The organism is Methylobacterium sp. Leaf469, assembly GCF_001424745.1.
GTDB lineage: Bacteria > Pseudomonadota > Alphaproteobacteria > Rhizobiales > Beijerinckiaceae > Methylobacterium.
Genome location: NZ_LMRE01000034.1, coordinates 288,573 through 310,651, shown reverse-complemented (window position 1 = coordinate 310,651; position 22,079 = coordinate 288,573). Strand labels below are relative to the sequence as shown.

The following is a 22,079-nucleotide window of genomic DNA, read 5'->3' as shown; positions in this document are numbered from 1 at the left end:
CTCAGGTTCGATGAAAGCCGCCGACATGGTCGCGCCCGCCCGCCCGGAGGCCGGAAACGCCGGTGTGCGGACCGTCGGCGCGCGTATCGCCGCCGTGGCGCGTGACGGCGTACGCCGAGCCTCCACCGTCAGCCTCGTCCTCTACGCCCTCGCCCTCGGGGCAGGGATCGGGCTCGCCACCGCCGATTACGCCACCCGGGGCGGGTACCCGTTCGGGGGCGTCGCCGTCGGCGCATGGACGGCGTGGCCCCGCACCGGTTCCGTGGGGGCCGATCCCTATGCCCGGGCCGTGAACGCCCGCCGGGGCGAGATTCCCCTGGCGGTCGGCGAAGGGATGCTGCTCACCGCCGCCCAGGACGACGAGGGGCAGACCCTGGACGCCACCTGTACCTACAGCATCGCGGGCATCACACCGCCCGCCCGGGCCTGGACCGTGACGGTCGCCGGGCGCGGCCCACGCGATCCCGCCCGCACCATCGTACGCGAGGGCTACACCTCGACGGAGATCCTACGCGACCGCGACGGGCGCTTCGTCATCACCCTCTCGCCCGAGGTCCAAGCGGGCAACTGGCTGGCGATGCCGCGTGCCAGCGGGCCGGTGCGTCTCGCACTGCGCCTCTACGACACGCCCGTGGCCGCGAGCGCCGGGACCCTCGATCGCACGTCCCTGCCGGCCATCACCCGCACGGGATGCGCCGCATGACGCCCCGCGGCCGCTTCCTCCTCGCCACCGCCACGGGTCTCGTGCTGGCGGGGCTCGTCCATATCGGTGCCGTCCTCCTGATCCCCCGCCTGTCGGAAGCCGATGCCCTATCGCGGGCACGCACGGGCGAGACACTCGATCACGCCATGCCGGTCTACACGCTGGCCACCGGCGACACCCCCTCGCCCCCCGAGGCGTGGCTGCCCATTCCCGATCCGGCCGTGGCGGTCGGGATCTGCGCCTACGATCTCGCCGATGGCCCCATGCGGGTCTCTGCCCGCACGGGGCCGCTGATGCTGTCCCTCGCCGTCCACGGCCGGCGCGGCGCCTTCTACGCGGTCACCGACCAGGCGGCCGTGCGCGGTGCCCTCGATCTCGTGGTGCTCACCCGTGCCCAGTACGACGAGGCGCTCGCCAACGCCGACGAGAACGACGTCACCCGTGACGTCCGCATCGTGGCGCCGGACGCCAAGGGTTATGTGGTGGTGCGGGTGATCGCCGCCCTGCCGAGCCAGAGGCCGGCGGCCAACACGGCGGTGCAGGCCGTGTCCTGCACGGTGGACGTGCCCGCCGAGGACAAGGCCGGAGGCTGAGTGTCTCTCACAAAACTCCCGCTGCGCTGTCGGACTCAGGGTGAGAACCGGCGGTGATCGGGCGTTTTGTGAGGCAGTCTGAAAGCTCGTCAGGGGGGCGCCGTCGGCAGCACTCCGAGGCGGAAGACGGTGTAGGCTCCGCCTTGCCCGAGGGGTTCCATCGACTGACCGACGCGTGCGAGGTCGGTGGCGAGGGTCGTCCAGAACGGATCACCTGTCAGGCAGACGAAATACTCGGCTCCGGAGGATGCGAGGATTTCCGCGAGGGCGGGTCCCCGATCCTCGTTCCGGACAGGATGACGCACGAACGCGAGCGCACTGGACGGCGTTTTCAGGCCGACGACATCGGTCAGGCGGAGTTCGGGCAGGCGCCAGGCCACGTAACCCGCGTCATGCACCGCCACGCGCGCGTTCGCCGGGACCGTCGCGCGCAGGGTGGCCACCATCGCTTCGCGAGCCTGCGCCATCCGCTGCGTTTCCTAAGCTGCCTGAAGGGTCCTCGCCTGCAGGCCCACGAGGCACAGCACCGCGACGCAGGCCACCCGTCGCCGCTCGGCTGTGAGCAAGCCGGCCGCACCGAAGAGCAGGACCGGCACCGCTTCCGCGAGATACCGGCAGTAATTGTGCGACAGGCCGCCGGGGAAAACCCAGGTCGCGGACCCGAGCCAGGCGAGAAGGAATATGGCTCCACACCATCCCGCCCGCCTGCGCCACAACCCGATGCCGCCGATGGCGACGATCAGGAGCGCGGAGTGCAGGATCGCCGAGGACGCGATCATGAGCTTGTCGGCGAGGGGGAGGGGCGCCTCCGCGAAGAACGCGATCTTCGCGCCGCCCGTCGCCGGGACGAGACTGCCGGTCATCATCCATGAGAACGCCACCCAGGGGATCGCCGCTGCGGCCGCGAGGGCCGTGATCCGCAGCACCTGCGAGGGTGCCCCACGCACCAGCCAGCACTGCCGGACGAGGAGGGGCAGGGCCAGCAACGCGAGTTCCGGCCGGAGGAAGGGCAGAGTTCCGCACAGCACGGGCAGCCACCGCGCGTCGCGTAGAACGAGGCTCCAGGCGATGGCTGCCGCCGCAAGCCCGGTTTCAAGGCCGTTGACAAGGTGCAGCGTCTGGTATCCGGCCAGGAGTCCGAGGCAGATCAGCACCACACGGCTGCATCCCGCCTGCACGGCCATACGGTCGAGGCCGGCCACGTAGAGCAGAATGGCAAGGAGACCGACGAGATCGTTCGCGGTCTCCAGCGGAAGAAGAAGCACGAGACCCGCGATCGCCAAGAGATGGACGGCGCTCGTCGCCCCCGTCAGCGCCGTGGAACCGGCATAGGCCGGGTCCGCGCCGCCGGCGAGCAGCGTTCGGGCGTTGTGGAGCGTGATGTACGCATCGTCGATCCTGAGATCGGGGCGGCCGACCACGACAAGGGCTGCGATCACCGTAAACATCAGCTACGCGAGCGCACGCCACCATCTCCCTGCGTCCGGCGCTCCGGCGTGCGTCGACCCTCGCCCGAGACCGTCAATGCCGCCCAACGGTTCGGCAGGTTGCAAACGCCCCATACTGTCCTCCCCGCTCAGGGATCGTGGAGAATCCGACTTGGACGCGTGTTCGGATCCGGATCGGTCTGGCCGAGGCGTCGCACGGGACGACGCACCTTCGACTCGGTCCTCAGTTCTTGACGACGAGGGGCCTCGGGGCGGGGGCAGCGTCTACCGCACGCTCCTCCCAGCCGCCGCAGCTTTCCTCCGTCGCCGGTTGGACCAGGGGCACGAGGAGGGGACGACGCTCCTCCAGGGCCCGCAGGGTCCGCTCGACGAGGGCCGCCTCCGGCGAGGGAACGGCGACGAGGAGGTGTTCGAGGGCGTAGCGGTAGCGCGCGATCCGCAGGTCCGTCTCCGTCCGGACCCAGGCGACGAGGCAGCGGTTCTCGGCCACCCGCATGGCAGCCTGGCGCACGTCGCGGTCGTCCAGGGATTTGGCGAAGGGCAGGCTACGCAGACGGAGGGCGTCGGCCTGGTTCACCCGCGCGGCGATGGCGGCGAAGACCGGCAGCAGGCGCGCATCGATGCCGATATCCTCCGACAGACGGTGATAGCGCGATACGGGCGAGCGGAACGGACCATCCATGAGGGTGGCGTAGTACGCCGCCGGGTCGTCCGGGCGCCAGGATCGCGGCAGCACGCGACTGCGGGTCAGGTTGGCGAGGACGTCCGTGAAGGCATCGTGCCCCGCCGCCGGCATCAGGAAGCGCCAGGCCCGGTCGCGCAGGGTGATCTCGTCATCCGTGAAGGGAAAGGCCGAGGCCGGCTCCCCGCGCTCGCGCGCGGCCAGGGTGCCGGTGGTCTCGATCAGGCTGTTCCAGGCTCCCGGCTTCGGGCGACCGAAATCGCCTTGTTGGGTGCAGCCGGTGACGATCACGAGGATCGCCGTGATCGTCGCGATGCGACGGGAGAGAGGATCGGCCGCCATCGCCATCGCCATCGTCGGGTCCTGTCGCCGGGGACTCGCGAGGCCGCGCCTCAGGAGCGCCGACGCAGGCGGGGGGCCGGAGTCTCGGGTCCGATCGGGGTGCTGGCCTCGGTCATGCGCTCGTAGCGGATACCGGTGAACAGCAGAATCGCCCCGCGCGGGTCCTGCGCCGCGTCGGCGCTGCGCCGGAAGCGGCGGCGTCCGTCACGCGGGAAGGTCACGACGGTGGCCGTCGGACGCTCGGGACCCCCCGTATAAGATGACCTGTCGAAGTTCATCGGCTGCGATCCCGTCCCGTTGCTCTTGCGCGCCACGGGCTCCCCGTGCCGTCTCGACCGAAGGAGGAGACACCCTGCGGGGTCGTCCGATCGGCGTTCTCGTGGGCCGAGATCATCACGGGGTGGTTAACGGATTGTTGCCAAGGCGGGGGCGAGAGCGGTCGAACGGCTCGACCGACGCCGCCTTTCCATCACGGGCGTCCGGTGTGGCTCGGATGCCGCATGGCTTGGAAATTGGGTGGCGCATGGCTTGCATGAGCCTTGCCGCCCATGGCGGGCAATCCCTCCCTTGAACTCGGCCCCGCTCGCTCGCGCGAGCGGGGTTTTTTGTCCGGGCCATCAACTGCGGCCGTCCGACCATGTCGCGAGGCACGGGAACAAGCGTGGGCTTTCGCGCGCTTGCTAAGCGCCGGGGCGGCCCGATATGCCCCTTTCAATCTTTCCCCGAACGAAGGACACCGCAGGATGCGTGTGGTTACGTCACGACCCTTGAGCCTCTCGACGGCCCTGAAGATCGCGCCGCTCGCCCTGATGGTACTGGCGGCCGGTCCGGCCCAGGCCCAGCGCGAGGATCAGGGATTGCAGCTCGGCTGCGCGAACGACTATTTCCGCCTCTGCGCCGGTGTCGATCCCAACAGCAAGGACGCAGAGACCTGCATGGATCGCAACCGCGCCCGCCTGTCGCCCGAGTGCAAGGCCGCCATCGGCGACTACGACAAGCGCACCGGCGGCAAGAAGTAGCGTCCGGGGGCGGCTCTCCACCCTTTTCGAGATCCGGAGTTCGAGAGCCATGGCCCTGACCGTCGCGGTCCAGATGGATTCCATCCGGGCAATTCGTATCGCTGGTGACACCACCTTCGCCCTGCTGCTCGAAGCGCAGGCGCGAGGGCACCGGCTCCTGCACTACACACCCGACCGGCTGTCCCTCCAGGGCGGTCGGGTGACCGCACGGGTGGAAACCCTGACGGTGCAGGACGTCGAGGGTGCGCACGCCACCCTTGGTGTCCCCGAGCGCATGGACCTGTCGGAGGTGGACGTGGTGCTCATGCGCCAGGACCCGCCCTTCGACATGGCCTACATTACCGCGACCCACATGCTGGAGCGGCTGCCGGCCTCGACCCTGGTGGTGAACAACCCGGCCGAAGTGCGCAACGCGCCCGAAAAGCTGTTCGTCCTCGATTTTCCCGCCCTGATGCCGCCGACCCTCATCACCCGCGACAAGGCGGAGATCGAGGCGTTCCGGGCCGAGCACGGCGCCATCGTGATGAAGCCGCTCCATGGCCACGGCGGCGCGGCGGTGTTCCGGGTGCTGCCGGAGGACGCGAATTTCGGCTCGATGTTCGATCTGTTCTCGGTGACGTTCCGCGAACAATGGGTGGTGCAGCGCTTCCTGCCGCGCATCACCGAGGGGGACAAGCGCATCATCCTCGTCGACGGCGAACCCCTGGGCGCCATCAACCGGGTGCCGGCCCTCAACGACATCCGCTCCAACATGGTGCGGGGCGGGGCAGCGGCGGCCTCCGACCTGACACCGCGTGAACTGGAGATCTGCGCCGCCATCGGTCCCGAGTTGCGGCGGCGCGGCCTGATCCTCGTCGGCATCGACGTGATCGACGGCAACCTCACCGAGATCAACGTCACGTCTCCCACCGGCATCCGGGCGATCAAGCGCCTGGGCGGCCCCGATCTGGCGGTGTCCGTGTGGGACGCCATCGAAGCCCGCGTGAGCACGGTGCTCTCCGCCTGAACCTCACCGCTCGGCGCGCGGCGTCGCGTTGAGCTCGGCCCAGTCGAACTCCTCCTCCAGGACGTAATAGGCGTCGTCGCCGATCTCGCCCGAGCGGCGCAGGGCGAGCACCCGGTCGCGGGCGGCCTCGATGGTACTGCGCCGTGCGGCGTCGGCCGGCAGGGTCTCGGAGGCGAACCCGTCCTCTTGCCTGCCGGCCTGGTCGAGGGCCGCGCGGAACTCCTCCCGCAGGGCGTCCACATGGGCGCCGGTCTCGCCCTCGAGGCTGTGGAGCGCCGCGCCGTAGGCCTGGGTGCGGCCGTACCCGATCTCGCGGCCCACCGGATCGTCGTCCTTGAGGCCGAGGCGTCCCAGCAGCGGGCGCAGGGTCAGGCCCTGGACCGTGAGGGTGCCGATGATGACGCAGAAGGCCGTGAGCACGATGAGGTCGCGGTAGGGAAACCCCGGATCACCCTCGGGAAGCGCCAGCGCCGTCGCGATGGTGACGATACCGCGCATGCCGGCCCAGGCCACCGCCGTCGCGGCGCCCGGGCCGCGGTCATCACTGGTTTCGCCCTCGGCCCCCAATCGTGAAAAGTGGTTGGCCGACAGCACCCAGACGATGCGGACCACCACCACGGTGAGGAACACCGCCCCGCCCACGAGCGCGTAGGAGATCTGCTGCTCCCGGGGCAGGCGCTCGAGGATCGGGCCGATCTGCAGGCCGATGAGCACGAAGGCGAGCACGTTGAGGACGAACACCGCCGTGTCCCACACGGCGTAGGAGACGATGCGGGTGCGCGGCGGCGTGCGCCCGGCCGTGAGGCGCGCCGCCGTGATGGCGAAGGTGACTACGGTCAGCACCCCCGACAGGTGGATGTGCTCGGCCCCGATCCAGATGCCGAAGGCGGCGACGAATTGCAGGACGATGACGCTCGGCGCGTCGGTGACCGGCCGCATGGCCCGGGTGTAGGCGTAGGCCAGGATCGGGCCGACGACGACGCTGCCGAGGATGCCGATGAGGAAGGCCGGGCCGATCTCGGCGATGGAGAATGTCCCGGTGACGGCCGCGGTGACGCCGAGGCGGTAGATCAGCAGGGAGCCGGCGTCGTTGAGCAGGCTCTCGCCGCGCAGGATCGTGGTGAGGCGGTGCGGCAGTTCGACGTGGCGCAGCACCGACAGCGCCGCCACGGCATCGGGCGGGGCGACGATGGCGCCGAGCACGATGGCGGCCGCGATGGGCATGTCGGGAAGGAGGAGCTTCGCCACGAACGCCACGGCCAGCGTCGAGGCCACCACGGCGCCGAGCGCCAGGCCGGCGATGGGGCGCCAATGGGTGCGCAGGTCCCGGAGCGAGGTGGCGTAGCCGGCGTCCAGCAGGACGGGGGCGAGGAACAGGGCGAGCGCCAGTTCCGGGTCGAGGACGAGGTTCGGTACCGCCGGGATGAAGGCCAGGGCGATGCCGCCGAGCGCCAGGAACACCGGATACGGCGCGCCCACGCGCCGGGCGAGGGCGGCCAACAGGACGGCGCCGAACAGGACGCCGACGATCCACTCGAAAATCATCATGTGAAGGGGAGATAGGGCCGGCGCGCCCGAAACGCAGATCTCCCCTTCGCAGATCTCCCCTTCGGGACTCAGCCTCGCGTGTTCGAGACGGACAGGTCCGGCTTGTGGTTCAGGGTCTGGAACACGACGCAGTAGCGCTCCGTCAGCTTCAGGAGCTGGTCGAGTTTGTCCTGGGGCGCGTCGGTGTCGAGGGCGAAGCTCAGGCGGATCGCCCGGAAGCCCACGGGGGCTCCCTTGTCGACGCCGAGTGTCCCGCGGAAGTCGAGATCGCCCTCGGCGCTCACGGTGCCGGCGCGCAGCTCGATCTCCAGGGCGGTCGCCACCGCCTTGAGGGTGACGCCCGCGCAGGCGACGAGGGCCTCCAGTAGCATGTCGCCCGAGCAGAGTTCGGCGCCGGACCCCCCCGTGGCCGGGTGCAGGCCGGCCACCGCCAGCGCGCGTCCGGTCTCGACCTTGCAGGCGATGGATGTGTCGTCGAGGCTGCCCCGGGCGCGCAGGGTCACCAAAGCGGAGTCGGCGTCGGTGCGGTACTGATCCTTCAGCGGAGCCTGGAGCGAGCGCAGGGCCGACGAGTCCATGGGCGTTTCCTCGTGTGTTTTATGAGTGTTGGTCCCGAACCTAACGCCTTCGTGCGATGGCGGCCAGATCGAGGGAACGCGCGGTTCCGCACGCGGCGATCGGCGCGGTTTGGCCGCGCATTCGCCCGATGGGACCCGGTTTCCGGCTCGGAACAGCCCCGCGCCCGATGCTGGGCGATCCCGCGCCCCACGCCCGGCCTCCGCGAGGCCCCTGGCGCCGATCGGCCAACGTGCTAACGGGATTGACTATGTTCGACGCCGTTGCCGCCCTCGCCGATGTTCTCGAGACGCTCGACCGCGACGCCCGGGAGGCGACGCGGCTGCGGGCCGTCCTCGTGCCCGAATTGCGGCGCGTGATGGACCTCGGGCGCGCCGATGCCGAGGCCCGCCTCATCGAGGAGCGCGACGGCCTCGCCTGTGCCCAGCGCCTGAGCAACCTCACGGACGCGGTGATCCGCGCAATCCACGACGCCGTGGTCTGGCGGCTTTATCCGAACGACAACCCCTCGACGGGCGAGCAGCTCGCGGTGGTGGCCACGGGCGGCTACGGCCGGGGCACCATGGCGCCGGGCTCCGACATCGATCTCCTGTTCCTGCTGCCCTACAAGCAGACGGCCTGGTCCGAGAGCGTTGTCGAGGCGATGCTCTACGTGTTGTGGGACCTCAAATTGAAGGTCGGCCATGCCACGCGCTCGGTGGAGGAGTGCCTGCGCGAGGGCCGCGCCGACATGACCATCCGCACTTCGTTGCTGGAGGCGCGGTTCCTGTTCGGCACCCGGGGGCTCTACGAGGAACTCGTGACCCGGTTCGATACCGAACTCGTGATGTGGACGGCGCCCGAATTCGTCGAGGCGAAGCTGCGCGAGCGCGACGCGCGGGTCACCAAGGCGGGCGCCTCGCGCTACCTCGTCGAGCCCAACGTCAAGGACGGCAAGGGCGGCCTACGCGACCTCAACACCCTGTTCTGGATCGCGAAATACACCTACCGGGTTCGCGATCAGAGCGAGCTCGTGCCCGCCGGCCTGTTCACCCCGGAGGAGTACCGGGTGTTCGAGCGCTGCGAGGAATTGCTGTGGCGCGTGCGCTGCCACATGCACTTCATCACCGGCCGCTCGGAGGAACGCCTGTCGTTCGGATTGCAGCCGAAGGTCGCCGAGCGCTTCGGCTACGAGCCACGCGGCGGCCTGTCCGGCGTCGAGCGCTTCATGAAGGCCTATTTCCTGATCGCCAAGGATGTGGGCGACCTCACCGCCATCGTGTGCGCCGCTCTCGAGGCGCGCCACGCCAAGCGGACGCCGGTCCTCGACCGCTGGATCGGACGTTTCCGCGACCGCTTCCGTGCCACCGCCATCGAGGCGGAGGATTTCGTGGACGACAACGGCCGCATCAACCTGCGCGACGCCGATGCCTTCGTGAAGGATCCGGTGAACCTGATCCGGCTGTTCTGGCTCGCCGACCGCCACAACCTGCCGATCCACCCGGATGCGACCCGTGCGGCCAACCGGAGCTTGCGCCTCATCGGCCATTCCCTGCGGGCCGACGAGGAGGCCAACCGGCTGTTCCTCGACATCCTGACTTCGAAGAATTCGCCCGAGACCATCCTGCGGTTGATGAACGAGGCCGGCGTGCTCGGCCGCTTCATCCCGGATTTCGGCCGCATCGTCGCGATGATGCAGTTCAACATGTACCACCACTTCACCGTGGACGAGCACCTGCTGCGCGCCCTCGGCGTCCTCACCGCCATCGAATCCGGCCGCACGGAAGAGGACCATCCGCTGGCCTCGCGCCTGATCGACTCGATCTCCAACCGGCGGGCCTTGTTCGTGGCCGTCCTCCTGCACGACATCGCCAAGGGCCGCCCAGAGGACCATTCCATTGCGGGTGCGGCCATCGCCGAGAAACTCGGGCCGCGCTTCGGGTTGAAGCCCGCCGAGACCGAGACGGTGGCTTGGCTGGTGGAGCATCACCTGCTCATGTCCATGACGGCCCAGAGCCGCGACCTCTCGGACCCGAAGACCATCGAGAAGTTCGCCGGGATCGTGCAGACCCTGGAGCGGCTGAAGCTCCTGATGATCCTGACCGTGGCCGACATCCGTGCCGTGGGGCCGGGCGTGTGGACCGCGTGGAAGGGCACCCTGCTGCGTACCCTCTACGACGAGACCGAGGTGGTGCTTTCCGGCGGCCATTCCGAGATCGCCCGCACGGACCGGGTCCGCATGATCCAGATGGGTCTGCGCGAGCAGCTCGCCGACTGGGGGTCCGAGGCCTTCGATGCCTATGCGGGCCGCCACAACCAGGCCTACTGGCTCAAGGTCGATGCGACGCGCCAGTTCAAGCATGCGGGTTTCCTCGAGACCCTGATGGAGGAAGGCCGAACCGTCGCCACCGCGGACGAGACCGACCCCGTGCGCGGCATCACCGAGCTGACGATCTACTCGCCCGACCATCCGCGGCTGCTGGCCATCGTCACCGGGGCCTGCGCGGCGCTGGGCGGCAACATCGTCGATGCACAGATCTTCACCACCACGGACGGCTTCGCCCTCGATTCGATCCTGCTGTCGCGGGCGTTCGAGCGGGATGAGGACGAGTTGCGCCGGGCCAAGCGCATCACGACGGCCATCGAGCGGGCGCTGCGTGGCGAGATCCGCATCGCCGACCTCGTCGCCGACCGGCATCCCCCGGACAAGCGTACGCCGACGTTCCTGGTGCCACCGGACATGTCCATCGACAATGCCCTGTCGAGCCGCGAGACGGTCATCGAGATCACCGGCCTCGATCGGCCGGGCCTGCTCTACGAACTGACGGCGGCGCTGGGGCGGCTGAGCCTCAACATCACCTCGGCCCATGTGGCGACCTTCGGCGAGCGCGCCGTGGACGTGTTCTACGTCACCGACCTCACCGGCACGCGGGTGACCCAGCCCGATCGGCAGGTGGCGATCCGCTCCGCCGTGATGGAGGTGTTCGCCAGCGACGTCGCCGCCATGCGGGCCGAGGGTCTCGACGCCCTCCTCGAATCCCCGCCGCCGCGCGAAGCGTAAGGCCTGGGCCCGGGAACGGGATCCCCCGCACGCTGCACGGTTGATTTCGTGGCGCGCGCGCCTGATATCAGCGCCAATCCCCGGCAACCCCGATCCGACGAAAAGTGACGATGGCGAACGACATGGAGAACGACCCCACGGTCGAGACCACGCAGACCGAAGCGACGCCGGAGGGCGCCCCTGAGGCGGCGGCGCTGGCCACCCTCGTGGCCGAGCGCGACGAGTTCAAGGACCGCGTCCTTCGGACGCTCGCCGAGATGGAGAATCTGCGCCGGCGGACCGAGCGCGAGGTCGCCGATGCACGGACCTACGCCGTCACCAATTTCGCGCGCGACATGCTCAACGCCGCCGACAACATCCGGCGTGCCCTGGAGAGCGTGCCCGAGGCCGAGCGCACCGGGGCCACCGGTGCGTTCAAGGCGCTCCTCGACGGGATCGAGCTGACCGAGCGCGACCTCGGCAAGACCCTGGAGCGTCACGGCGTGAAGAGCATCGATCCGAAGGGACAGCGCTTCGACCCGAACCGCCATCAGGCCATGTTCGAGGTTCCCGACGCCGAGGTGCCGAGCGGCACCGTGGTTCAGGTGATGCAGTCCGGCTACGTGATCGGCGACCGCACCCTGCGCCCGGCCCTTGTCGGCGTCGCCAAGGGCGGTCCGAAGCCCGTTGCCGCCAACCCGGCCGACGCGGCCTGACACGCGCCTCACGACGGGGCTCGACCGACAGGGCGACGGTGCCGAGGGCGCCGTCGCCTTTTTTACGACCCTCGAACGCCTACTTGATCTGCACGCTGTCGACGACTTCGCGGAAGCGGGCGAGGACGCCCTCGCGGTGGTCGGCCCGCACCACGCCGACGGCCCGGAGATACCCGTCCGGGGCGAAGCGGATGGTCTGCGAGACCACCACGGGGATGCCGGACGGCGTATCCGTGGCCCGCGCCACGATCTCGTGCCAATCGACGCCCTTCTGACGGTAGCTCTGCGACCGCTCGACGATGAAGTCCTTCATGGTCTGGTTGGAGGCCAGGGCCGTGCGGGCGAAGGCCTCGCGCTGCTCGGCCTGGGGCGGGGGCTGCACGGCCTGGGCGAGGACCAGGATCGGCTGTTCGAGGGCGGCCATCTGGTCCTTGGGGCCCTGGGTCATCAGCACGGAATTGCCGGCGAGCACCCGCACGGGCCGAAATCCCGCCGGGTCGCCGATCCGGAACGGCAGGGCTGCGACCTGCTGGTCCAGGGTGAGTTCGGGGCGGATTCGGACGCCCGTGAGCATCGACACCATGCTCTCGTCGGTCTCGGCGTCCGGTGTGGTCTGGGCGATGATGATGCCCGTCACCGTGGGATCGCCGACGAGCAGCATCCACTTCTTGATCGCCGGTCCGGTGCTCGGGTCGGCCGCCGGCTGCTCGCCGGTGAACAGCACCGCATCGACGTCGCCCGCGACCTTGATCGCCTGGCGGTTGGACACGATGAAGCCCTGCTGCTTCAGGTTCGCGTCGGTGAAGCTCTGTTCCAGTTCCGCGAAGGCGTTGGGCGGCAACTCGACCACCGAAACCGTGGCACCGCCCTCCACCCGCTCGAAGCCGGAGAACCGCTTCGAGGACACCATGTCCGGCGGTGGCTCGAAGCCGAAACGTGAACTCGCGGGGAAGATCGGATCGGCTGCCAGGCCCGCCTGCGTCAGGCCGAGGAGGAGGGCCAGGATCGTGGCCGGACGGGCGAGGCTACGCAGACGCATCGAGCTGTTTCTCCGCGGGGTGCCCGGTCTCGTCGCGCCGGGCATTCTGTCGTCCGTAAACCGGACCGATCAATCCCGATGGGTCGGCCCCAGTCCTGTCCGTGTCAAGCCGTCGGCGCATCTCCGGGCCGCGTCACGCGGCGCAAGGTGAGATTGCATCGCCCGTCCTGAGGGAGGAAGCCCGGGCCGGGTTCGGCGGAGTCCAGGAGATCCGGCGCGGGTGGCAGGATGCGGTCGATGCCGTGGTGGATGAGACGCGCGGCCCCGCCCATGATCAGGGCGTCGCCCGCGTGCAGGCGGACCGAGCGCGTCGGGTCGCTCCGGTTCGGGCCGCCGTAGCGGAACAGGGCGGAGGCACCGAGCGACAGGGACAGGACCGGCGCGTCGAGGGCCGCCTCGTCGCGGTCCTGATGCAGGCCCATGCGCGCGTCGGCGTCGTAGAGGTTGACGAGGCACGCCTCGGGCAGGGCCGGATAACCCGACAGGTCGTCCCAGGCGCGCAAAGCGAGGTCCGGGATCGCCGGCCACGGTTTGCCCGTTTCGGGATGGTGGGCCTGATAGCGGTATCCGGACCGGTCCGAGACCCAGCCGAGGGCGCCGCAATTGCTCATGGTCACGGAGAAGGGCCGGCCGGTGCGCGGCATCCGGGGCCGGTAGGGGGGAGCGTCCGCGAGGCGGGCGGCGAGGTCAGCCGCCAGCCGGCTCCGCGCCGGTCCGTCGAGGTAGCCGGGGTAGTGGATCAGTCCCGGCAGGAGTTCGACGGGCCGGAGCTCCGCCGGCAGCCCCATCACTCGTCGTGGTCGATGTCGCGTTCCAGCACCGACTTGCTCTCCACCGTGGTGTCGGCCTTGAGCTGGTAGACCAGCGGAATGCCCGTGGCGATCTCGAGGCTGGCGATGGTCTTGGTGGTCAGGCCGTCGAGCACCATCACGAGGGCGCGCAGGGAGTTGCCGTGGGCCGCCACCAGAACGCGTTCACCGGCCATGACGCGGGGTAGGATGGTCTGGATGTAGTACGGCAGCACGCGGGCTGCGGTGTCCTTCAGGCTCTCGCCGCCGGGCGGCGGGATGTCGTAGGAGCGGCGCCACTGGTGCACCTGGGCGTCGCCCCAGCGCTCGCGGGCGTCGTCCTTGTTCAAGCCCGACAGGTCGCCGTAATCCCGTTCGTTGAGGGCCTCGGCGCGGATCGTCTCCACGTCGGGCTGGCCCATCTCCTCCAGCATCAGTGCGCAGGTGCGCTGGGCGCGGCGCAGGTTGGAGGTGAAGGCGACATCGAACCGGTGGCCCTGCTGCCCGAGCCAGCGCCCGGCCGTGCGCGCTTCGGAGATGCCGAGCTCCGTCAGCTCCGGATCGCGCCAGCCCGTGAACAGCTTCTTGAGGTTCCATTCGCTCTGGCCGTGGCGAGCGAGGACAAGCAGGCGCTCCATCGCGGATCGATCCCCTGAATCTGATTCTCTTGCAGCGCAGCATCGGGCTGGGCCGGGCGGTGTGTGCGCGCCGCAAGCTGAACGCGCAATGACGACGGGGCCTTATCAGAGCCCGAGGACGTCGGCCATGCCATAGAGGCCCGGCGGCCGGTCGAAGGCCCATTGCGCTGCACGCACTGCGCCGCGGGCGAAGATCGCCCGATCCTCGGCGTGGTGGCTCAGGGTCAGGCGCTCGCCCGCGCCAGCGAAGACGACGCTGTGGTCGCCCACGACCGTGCCGCCGCGCAGGGTCGCGAAGCCGATGTCGCCCGGCCGGCGGGCCCCCGTATGCCCGTCTCGGGTCGAGACACGCGCGTCGGCCAGCGCCACCCCGCGTCCCTCCGCCGCCGCCTCGCCCAGCAACAGGGCGGTGCCGGAGGGCGCGTCGACCTTCATGCGATGATGCATCTCGACGATCTCGATGTCGAATTCCTCGCCCAAGGCCGCGGCGACCTTGCGCACGAGGCCGGCGAGGAGGTTGACGCCGAGGGACATGTTGCCCGACCTCACGATGCGGGCATGGTGGGCCGCCGCCGCGAGCTTGGCGAGATCCGCCTCCTCCATGCCGGTGGTGCCGACCACGTGGACGATTCGGGCCTGCGCGGCGAGTTCGGCGAAAAAGGTGGTGGCGGTGGGCGTCGTGAAGTCGAGAACACCCTCGGCGGCGGCGAAGACCGGCAGGGGATCGTCGGTGACGGCGACGCCGAGGGGCGCCAGACCGGCGAGCACCCCGGCATCCTGGCCGAGCACAGGGGCACCCTCGCGTTCGATGGCCCCCGAGAGGGTGCAGTCCTCGGCTTCCGCCACCGCGCGGATCAGCATCCGCCCCATGCGCCCACCGGCGCCGACCACCACGAGCCGCATCCCCGTGTCCTTCCCGAACGATTGGAGCCCTGCGGTACAGCCTCGGGCCAGACCTGCCAAGGCGCCCAGACCTGCCAAGGCGAAGGCCGCCGGGGCGGGCCGGCCTCGGCCTCAGCGGGGCGGCAACAGAGGCCCCAGCACGTCCGTGACGCCGTTCACGGTGATCTGCGTGCCCACGCAGAGAAGCAGGAAGGCGAAGAGCCGCCCGAGTACCCGAGCGCCGACGGGGCCGATCAGCGTCACCACCCGGTCGGCCGAGCCGTAGACGAACCGTACGATCACCGCGATGGCGAGGGCGGCGAGCGACATGCCGAGATAGAAGCCGATGCGGTCCGGCCCCGCCTCCGGACGATTGGAACCCAATGCGATGGCCACCGCGATGGTGCCGGGGCCGGTGGTGAACGGCAGGGTGAGGGGAAAGAACGCGAGTTCGGCGAGGTTGTCGGGCGTGCTGCCCTTCGCCTCGGCGTGCTTGCGGGCTTCGCGCGCCTCCGGAGCCGTCAGCAGGGTCCAGGCCGAAGCCGCCACCACGAGGCCGCCGGCAATGCGGAGCGCTGCCAGGGAGACTCCGAAGAAGTTGAGGATCGGCGCGCCTGCCCAGAGCGCCGAGAGCATGATCAGCGCCGCGTAGAACCCGATGCGCTTCGAGAGTTCCACCCGGTCGGCATGGGAGTTCTGTGCGGTGACCTGGGCGAAGATCAGCGCCGACCCAATGGGGTTCACGATGGAGAACAGGCTCGACAGGGCCAGCACGAAGCTCTGCAGCGTCGCCTCGGGAGCGAAGATGGACAGCATGGATCAACCGGGGGAGGGGGCCGGCACCAGGGCGCGGGCCGGGGCGAGGCGGGTCGCCCGCCGGACCCGCCGGACGGCGACGGGTCGATACAGCTGCTTGGTCGCGTCCACCACGTGCAGGCCGGCAAAGGGCAGCGACAGGCCAGTGCCGAGGCGCTCCCAGGCCCCGGCCGTGCGCAGCCAGACGCGGCTCTGCACCGGCGGCATGTACAGGGCCTCCGCCCAACCTTCGGGGGAGAACTGCGTCGTTCGCATCAGCCGCGCGAGCTGCGAGCGGCTGTAGGGTTGGCCGTGGCCGAAGGGCGTCGCGTCGCGCCGGGCCCAGACACCGCGGCGGTTGGGGACCACCAGGATCATCCGCCCCCCCGGCGTCAGCACCCGCCAGACGTCCTGGAGCAACTCGGTGGGACTCTCGACGGATTCGAGGGCGTGAACCAGGATCACCCGGTCGACGGCGGCTTCGGGCAGGGGCATCATCGTCGGGTCGGCCAGTGCCGAGCACGAGCGCCCGCTGCCGGGCCAGTTCACCACGCCTTGGGTCGCCGGCATGAAGGCGAGCGTCCGCTCGGCGATGACGTGGACGGGCCCGAGATAGGGCGTGGCGTAGCCGAGCCCGAGCACCCGCAGGCCCGAGACCGAGCCGAGAAAGCCATGGATCGCGCGGGCGACGATGCGGTGCGTCACCCCGCCCAAGGGGCTGGCGTAGAAGGCGCGCAGGTCGGTGACGTCGAGGCGCATGGGCGAGGGTCCGGCGCGGCCGGTGTGCTTGATTTGAGGGAACGGCAGCGCGCACCCGCATCAATGGGGTCCTGAGGCGACTCCGGCAACCCCGCCAAGCTCAATCCGCCAAGCTGAATGCGCCGAGCCCGATCCGCGAAGGCCGGCCGGGCATCCCGGCCGGAACCGGACCGCACCCGGCCCGGTTCCCCGCCGACATCGGACACCTCAGCCGAGGACAATGCCATGCCCGCTCCCCGACCGGACATCCGGACCTTCCTGTGCCGCAGCGACAACATCGGCGTGCTCCTGCATGACCCCGAGACGGGCGCCTGTGCAGCCATCGACGTGCCGGAAGCGGGCCCCGTGCTCGCCGCCCTCGATGAGGCGGGCTGGACCCTGACCGACATCCTCGTGACCCACCGGCACGCGGATCACATCGAGGGGATCGCCGAGGTGAAGCGGCGCACGGGCGCCCGGGTGACGGCTCCGGCCAAGGCAGGCGCAGCCGTGCCGGAGGTGGACGTCGCCGTATCCGAGGGCGATGTGGTGCGGGTCGGGGCGCTGTCGGCCGAGGTCTGGGAGACGCCCGGGCATTGCGCCGACCACGTCACGTACTGGTTCGAGGCGGCCGGCCTGGTGTTCGCCGGCGATACCCTGTTCACCCTGGGCTGCGGCCGGGTGATGGAGGCGGAGCCCAGCGTCCTGTGGCGCTCGCTCGCTCGCTTCGCCCGCCTGCCCGATGACACGCAGGTCTACAGCGGGCACGATTATGTCCTGTCCAACGCCGGATTCGCGCGGGCCGCCGATCCCGACAACGCGAAGCTGACGGCGCGGATGGTGGAGGCCGAACGTGCCAAAGCCGAAGGCCGCTTCCTGATTCCCACAACCCTGGGAGAGGAGCGGGCGACCAACCCGTTCCTGCGGGCAGGAGAGCCCGCCTTGGCCCATGCGGTCGATCTTGCACCCGGAACCGAGTCCGTACACGTCTTTACTGCATTGAGGGCCTGGAAGAATAAGTTCTGACCCGTTAAAGGGCTTGGCCAGTGTCTCGCACCTGCGAGACATCGGGGCTCGCGAATGTGCACGTCGTGGTGAGCGACGCTGGCGATTTGGTGAGGGGCCCCCGCTCCCTCTCGAACCGTGGTCGGTGTTCCCGAACGATGCAGCCTCCCGGCCCGCCCTTCGTGTTTGGGAAAGGTCTTGCCGCAGGTGACGCTCTCGAGGACGGCCTCCTCGACGACGTGCCCCGGAAGCCATCCTCCGATCGCTCCTCGGCCAGCCGAGCCGGTCGCTCCGTGCCGCGTACGGCACCGATCGCCGTCGATGCGCGCCTCCTGGCTGTCGCCACCGAGCATCTGCGTCGCCTCGGCCCGAAGCGGGTGACGGTGGTGGCCGTGGCGGCGGAGGCCGGGATGACCCATGCCAACGTCTACCGCTACTTCCCCTCGAAGGACGCGCTGCTCGACGCCGTCGCGGGCCGCTGGCTGCGCGACGTCGAGGCGGAACTCGCCCGCATCGCCGACGCGCCCGATCCCGCCGACGACAAGATCGAGCGGCTGCTCTCCGCGCTGGCCTCGGCCCAGCGCCTGACCCTGGCCAACGAGCCGAACCTGTTCTCCGTCCATCTCGATGCGGCTGTCGGCGCGCGCCCCATCGCCCGGCGCCATCGGGTTCGTCTGCGCGGGCTCGTGGAGCGGGTGGTGGAGGAAGGCATGGCCACGGGTGCCTTCGTGGCACGGGATCGGGAGCGGGCCATCGCCTACATCTTCGACGCGAGCTACCGCTTCACCCATCCCCTGGCGATCCAACACGATGCGGATCTGCCGGCCGACCTGATCGAGGCGCGTCTCGGCGCCGTGATTCTCGCCATTCAGCGGGTCCTTCGAACGGGTGCGCTCTGAGCCTCCGTGACAGAACGTTTTTCCTGTCACCGAAGGAATCTTCCCGCACGGTGCGGGACTTCGAACTCCTAACGCCTTCGAACATCTGTGTTTTCGCCGATGCTCCCGAACTGCATTGTCGGGAACGTGTGGCCCGAACCCTGCAATGCCGATCCAGCATCGGTTGAAGCTCTGGGCCTTTTCCGCCACACACCGCCGCAGCGCACAGAACCCACACGAAGGCTTGGCGGTGCGATCCTGCCGCCGCAGGTCGGACCCCGTCACACAAGCGGAACACCGCCCACTTATCCCGATCACCGGAGGCTCGTTTTACCTATGGCACGCAGCAAGATCGCGCTCATCGGCGCCGGACAGATCGGTGGCACCCTCGCGCATCTGGCCGGGTTGAAGGAACTCGGCGACGTCGTCCTGTTCGACATCGTCGACGGCGTGCCTCAGGGCAAGGCCCTCGACATCGCCGAATCCGCCCCCGTCGACGGCTTCGATGCGGCCTACTCGGGCGCCAGCGATTATGCCGGCATCGCCGGGGCCGACGTGGTGATCGTCACCGCCGGCGTACCGCGTAAGCCCGGCATGAGCCGCGACGACCTCATCGGCATCAATCTCAAGGTGATGGAAGCCGTCGGCAACGGCATCAAGCAGCACGCGCCCGACGCCTTCGTGATCTGCATCACCAATCCCCTGGATGCCATGGTGTGGGCGCTCCAGAAGTTCTCGGGCCTTCCGACCCACAAGGTCGTGGGCATGGCCGGCGTTCTCGACTCCGCCCGCTTCCGCCACTTCCTCGCCGACGAATTCAAGGTCTCCGTCGAAGACGTCACCGCCTTCGTGCTCGGCGGGCATGGCGACGACATGGTGCCGCTGGTGCGCTACTCCACCGTCGCCGGCGTGCCGCTGACCGACCTGGTCAAGCTCGGCTGGACGACCCAGGAGAAGCTCGACGCCATGGTCGAGCGCACCCGCAAGGGCGGCGGCGAGATCGTCAACCTGCTGAAGACCGGCTCGGCTTTCTACGCGCCCGCCGCGTCCGCCATCGCCATGGCCGAGAGCTACCTGCGCGACAAGCGCCGTGTCTTGCCCTGCGCCGCCTATCTCAACGGCGAGTACGGCATCAACGGCATGTATGTCGGCGTCCCCATCGTCATCGGCGCGAACGGCGTCGAGCGCATCCTCGAAGTTACGTTCAACGACGACGAGAAGGCGATGTTCGATAAGTCGGTCGGGGCCGTGAAGGGCCTCATCGAGGCGTGCAAGGGCATCAATCCGGCGCTCGCCTAACAACGCATAAGATTCGGCGGCGGGTCGTGCGAGCGGCCCGCTCAAGCCGAGCTATAAGGAAACCGGGAGGCCCGGTCCGGCCGGGACGAGGGAGGAGTTTGGCATGAACATCCACGAATACCAGGCCAAAGCGGTTCTCAAGGAGTTCGGCCTGCCCGTCTCGCGCGGCGTGCCGATCTTCAAGGCCGAAGAGGCCGAGGCGGCGGCACGCGAACTCGGCGGCCCGGTCTGGGTGGTGAAATCGCAGATCCACGCGGGCGGCCGCGGCAAAGGCTCGTTCAAGGGCGCGCCCGCCGGCGCCAAGGGTGGCGTGCGCGTCACCAAGTCCCTCGACGAGGTGAAGCAGTTCGCGGGCGAGATGCTCGGCCAGACCCTGGTCACGATCCAGACCGGAGAGGCCGGCAAGCAGGTCAACCGCCTCTACATCGAGGAGGGTGCCCAGATCGAGGCGGAATTCTACCTCTCGATGCTGGTGGACCGCGAGACCGGCAAGGTCGCGTTCGTCGTCTCCACCGAGGGCGGCATGGACATCGAGACGGTGGCGCACGACACCCCGGAGAAGATCGTCACCTTCTCGGTCGATCCGGCCACCGGCGTGATGCCCCACCACGGCCGCCTCGTCGCCAAGACGCTCGGCCTGTCCGGGACCCAGGCCAAGGAAGCGGGCGACCTCACCACCAAGCTCTACGAGGCGTTCACCGCCAAGGACATGAGCATGCTGGAGATCAACCCCCTGGTGCTCACCGGCGACGGCCATCTCAAGTGCCTCGACGCCAAGATCTCCTTCGATTCGAACGCCCTCTACCGCCACCCCGACATCGTTGCGCTGCGCGATGAGACCGAGGAGGACGCCAAGGAGATCGAAGCCTCCAAGTACGATCTCGCCTACATCGCCCTCGACGGCACCATCGGCTGCATGGTCAACGGCGCCGGCCTCGCCATGGCGACCCTCGACATCATCAAGCTCTACGGCGAGGAGCCGGCGAACTTCCTCGATGTCGGCGGCGGCGCGAGTGAAGAAAAGGTCACGGCGGCGTTCAAGATCATCACCGCCGATCCGCAGGTGAAGGGCATCCTCGTCAACATCTTCGGCGGGATCATGAAGTGCGACGTGATCGCCAACGGCGTGATCGCGGCGGTGAAGGCGGTCGGCCTCGAAGTGCCCCTGGTGGTGCGCCTGGAAGGGACCAACGTCGAGAAGGGCAAGGAGATCATCCGGAATTCCGGCCTCAACGTGATCCCGGCGGACGATCTCGACGACGCTGCACAAAAAATCGTCGCCGCCGTGAAGAAGGGCTGAGAGTACCCATGTCCATCCTGATCGACGCGAACACCAAGGTCATCTGCCAGGGCTTCACCGGCAAGAACGGGACCTTCCATTCCGAGCAGGCCATCGCCTACGGCACCAAGATGGTCGGCGGCACCAGCCCCGGTAAGGGCGGCTCGAAGCACCTCAACCTGCCGGTCTTCGACACGGTGGCGGAGGCGCGCGAGGCCACCGGCGCCGACGCTTCGGTCGTCTACGTGCCGCCGCCTGGCGCGGCCGACGCGATCTGCGAGGCGATCCAGGCCGAGATCCCGCTCATCGTCTGCATCACGGAAGGAATTCCCGTGCTCGACATGGTGCGCGTCAAGCGCGCCCTGGAAGGCTCGAAGTCCCGCCTCGTCGGCCCGAATTGCCCCGGTATCGTCACCGCCGGCGAATGCAAGATCGGCATCATGCCGGCCAACATCTTCAAGCCGGGTTCGGTGGGGATCGTCTCCCGCTCGGGCACGCTGACTTACGAGGCGGTGTTCCAGACCACCAACGCGGGGCTGGGCCAGACCACGGCCGTGGGCATCGGCGGCGACCCGGTGAAGGGCACGGAGTTCATCTCCATGCTCGAACTGTTCCTCGCCGACGACAGGACCGAGTCCATCGTGATGATCGGCGAGATCGGCGGCTCGGCGGAGGAGGAAGCGGCGCAATTCATCGCCGACGAGGCCAAGCGCGGCCGCAGGAAGCCCATGGTCGGCTTCATCGCCGGCCGCACGGCGCCCCCGGGCCGCCGCATGGGCCATGCGGGCGCGATCATCTCGGGTGGCAAGGGCGGCGCCGAGGACAAGATCGCCGCCATGGAGGCGGCCGGCATCCGGGTTTCGCCCTCGCCGGCCCGCCTTGGCAGCACCCTCGTCGAAGTCCTCAAGGGCTGACGCTTGCGGTGCGCGGGCCTGTGTTGCGCCGCATTCAGGCTCGGGCACCCATATGAGATCCGACGGGCGCGGCTCACCCTGCGTCCGACTTTCCAAATCCGATCCCCGGCGCCCGGCGCCGGATCGGGCGGCGGTCGCCCCGGATGGGGTGGCCTTGAGCCAAGCGGTAGGA

Annotated in this window: 23 protein-coding genes; 11 read left to right on the top strand and 12 right to left on the bottom strand. The window is 69.3% G+C overall.

Annotated elements, in window-relative coordinates; translation table 11 throughout:
- The first annotated feature begins 10 nt into the window (after positions 1-10).
- Both ASG60_RS15470 and ASG60_RS15465 read left to right on the top strand, forming a co-directional pair.
- Positions 11-703, top strand: a complete 693-nt coding sequence (locus ASG60_RS15470; RefSeq protein WP_244472907.1) for a DUF1214 domain-containing protein — start codon at positions 11-13, stop codon at positions 701-703.
- Positions 700-1,296, top strand: a complete 597-nt coding sequence (locus tag ASG60_RS15465) for a hypothetical protein (RefSeq protein WP_056267069.1) — start codon at positions 700-702, stop codon at positions 1,294-1,296. Before ASG60_RS15470 ends, ASG60_RS15465 begins: the two co-directional genes overlap by 4 nt.
- Before the next feature lie 89 nt (positions 1,297-1,385).
- Here the strand turns inward: ASG60_RS15465 and ASG60_RS15460 are convergent, their stop codons facing one another.
- From ASG60_RS15460 to ASG60_RS23190, 4 genes are all read right to left on the bottom strand, one after another.
- A complete protein-coding gene (locus tag ASG60_RS15460; RefSeq protein ID WP_056386492.1) occupies positions 1,386-1,763 on the bottom strand; it encodes a hypothetical protein in 378 nt (125 codons plus the stop codon).
- Positions 1,764-1,775: 12 nt separating this feature from the next.
- Positions 1,776-2,735 (bottom strand): hypothetical protein, encoded by a 960-nt coding sequence (locus ASG60_RS15455; RefSeq protein WP_156398926.1) that lies wholly within the window; start codon positions 2,733-2,735, stop codon positions 1,776-1,778.
- Positions 2,736-2,967: 232 nt separating this feature from the next.
- A complete protein-coding gene (locus ASG60_RS15450; protein ID WP_156398925.1) occupies positions 2,968-3,780 on the bottom strand; it encodes a hypothetical protein in 813 nt (270 codons plus the stop codon).
- A 38-nt stretch (positions 3,781-3,818) separates the two neighbouring features.
- Positions 3,819-3,989 carry a hypothetical protein gene (locus tag ASG60_RS23190; protein WP_200927154.1) on the bottom strand — a complete coding sequence of 57 codons (171 nt, stop codon included), beginning with the start codon at positions 3,987-3,989 and terminating at the stop codon, positions 3,819-3,821.
- Positions 3,990-4,511: 522 nt separating this feature from the next.
- Between ASG60_RS23190 and ASG60_RS15440 the strand changes: the two genes are divergently transcribed.
- Entirely contained in the window at positions 4,512-4,787 is a 276-nt protein-coding gene (locus ASG60_RS15440; protein ID WP_056176304.1) for a hypothetical protein, read from the top strand.
- 49 nt (positions 4,788-4,836) lie between these two features.
- Positions 4,837-5,793, top strand: a complete 957-nt coding sequence (gshB, locus tag ASG60_RS15435; RefSeq protein WP_056303744.1) for a glutathione synthase — start codon at positions 4,837-4,839, stop codon at positions 5,791-5,793.
- Between the two features lie 3 nt (positions 5,794-5,796).
- On the opposite strand, the gene ASG60_RS15430 is transcribed toward gshB, so the two are convergent.
- Positions 5,797-7,341, bottom strand: coding sequence for a sodium:proton antiporter (locus tag ASG60_RS15430; protein ID WP_056266549.1), 1,545 nt, complete (start codon positions 7,339-7,341; stop codon positions 5,797-5,799).
- A 68-nt stretch (positions 7,342-7,409) separates the two neighbouring features.
- On the bottom strand, positions 7,410-7,919 hold the full coding sequence (locus ASG60_RS15425; RefSeq protein WP_056176314.1) for an OsmC family protein: 510 nt from the start codon (positions 7,917-7,919) through the stop codon (positions 7,410-7,412).
- A gap of 248 nt (positions 7,920-8,167) precedes the next feature.
- On the opposite strand from ASG60_RS15425, the gene ASG60_RS15420 reads away from it, so the two are divergent.
- Complete coding sequence (locus ASG60_RS15420) at positions 8,168-10,957, top strand: [protein-PII] uridylyltransferase (RefSeq protein ID WP_056176316.1); 2,790 nt, start codon at positions 8,168-8,170, stop codon at positions 10,955-10,957.
- A gap of 110 nt (positions 10,958-11,067) precedes the next feature.
- Positions 11,068-11,652, top strand: coding sequence for a nucleotide exchange factor GrpE (grpE, locus tag ASG60_RS15415; protein ID WP_056176319.1), 585 nt, complete (start codon positions 11,068-11,070; stop codon positions 11,650-11,652).
- Between the two features lie 79 nt (positions 11,653-11,731).
- On the opposite strand, the gene ASG60_RS15410 is transcribed toward grpE, so the two are convergent.
- From ASG60_RS15410 to ASG60_RS15385, 6 genes are all read right to left on the bottom strand, one after another.
- Positions 11,732-12,691, bottom strand: a complete 960-nt coding sequence (locus ASG60_RS15410; protein WP_056266544.1) for a hypothetical protein — start codon at positions 12,689-12,691, stop codon at positions 11,732-11,734.
- 104 nt (positions 12,692-12,795) lie between these two features.
- On the bottom strand, positions 12,796-13,479 hold the full coding sequence (locus ASG60_RS15405; RefSeq protein WP_056386489.1) for an alpha-ketoglutarate-dependent dioxygenase AlkB: 684 nt from the start codon (positions 13,477-13,479) through the stop codon (positions 12,796-12,798).
- Positions 13,479-14,117, bottom strand: coding sequence for a 2,3-bisphosphoglycerate-dependent phosphoglycerate mutase (locus ASG60_RS15400; protein WP_056176327.1), 639 nt, complete (start codon positions 14,115-14,117; stop codon positions 13,479-13,481). The genes ASG60_RS15405 and ASG60_RS15400 overlap by 1 nt, the downstream gene beginning before the upstream one ends.
- 105 nt (positions 14,118-14,222) lie before the next feature.
- A complete protein-coding gene (gene dapB, locus ASG60_RS15395; protein ID WP_056303750.1) occupies positions 14,223-15,020 on the bottom strand; it encodes a 4-hydroxy-tetrahydrodipicolinate reductase in 798 nt (265 codons plus the stop codon).
- A 111-nt stretch (positions 15,021-15,131) separates the two neighbouring features.
- On the bottom strand, positions 15,132-15,815 hold the full coding sequence (locus tag ASG60_RS15390; RefSeq protein WP_056176332.1) for a MarC family protein: 684 nt from the start codon (positions 15,813-15,815) through the stop codon (positions 15,132-15,134).
- A 3-nt stretch (positions 15,816-15,818) separates the two neighbouring features.
- Positions 15,819-16,553: a methyltransferase domain-containing protein gene (locus ASG60_RS15385; protein ID WP_056176335.1), complete on the bottom strand. Its 735-nt coding sequence runs from the start codon at positions 16,551-16,553 to the stop codon at positions 15,819-15,821.
- A gap of 225 nt (positions 16,554-16,778) precedes the next feature.
- Here ASG60_RS15385 and gloB point away from each other — a divergent pair, with 225 nt between their 5' ends.
- From gloB to sucD, 5 genes are all read left to right on the top strand, one after another.
- Entirely contained in the window at positions 16,779-17,558 is a 780-nt protein-coding gene (gene gloB, locus ASG60_RS15380; RefSeq protein WP_056386487.1) for a hydroxyacylglutathione hydrolase, read from the top strand.
- A 272-nt stretch (positions 17,559-17,830) separates the two neighbouring features.
- Positions 17,831-18,436, top strand: coding sequence for a TetR family transcriptional regulator (locus tag ASG60_RS15375; protein WP_244472908.1), 606 nt, complete (start codon positions 17,831-17,833; stop codon positions 18,434-18,436).
- 315 nt (positions 18,437-18,751) lie between these two features.
- Positions 18,752-19,714, top strand: coding sequence for a malate dehydrogenase (mdh, locus tag ASG60_RS15370; protein ID WP_056176341.1), 963 nt, complete (start codon positions 18,752-18,754; stop codon positions 19,712-19,714).
- A 103-nt stretch (positions 19,715-19,817) separates the two neighbouring features.
- Complete coding sequence (gene sucC, locus ASG60_RS15365; RefSeq protein ID WP_056176342.1) at positions 19,818-21,014, top strand: ADP-forming succinate--CoA ligase subunit beta; 1,197 nt, start codon at positions 19,818-19,820, stop codon at positions 21,012-21,014.
- 8 nt (positions 21,015-21,022) lie between these two features.
- Positions 21,023-21,907 carry a succinate--CoA ligase subunit alpha gene (gene sucD, locus ASG60_RS15360; RefSeq protein ID WP_056176345.1) on the top strand — a complete coding sequence of 295 codons (885 nt, stop codon included), beginning with the start codon at positions 21,023-21,025 and terminating at the stop codon, positions 21,905-21,907.
- Positions 21,908-22,079 lie beyond the last annotated feature (172 nt).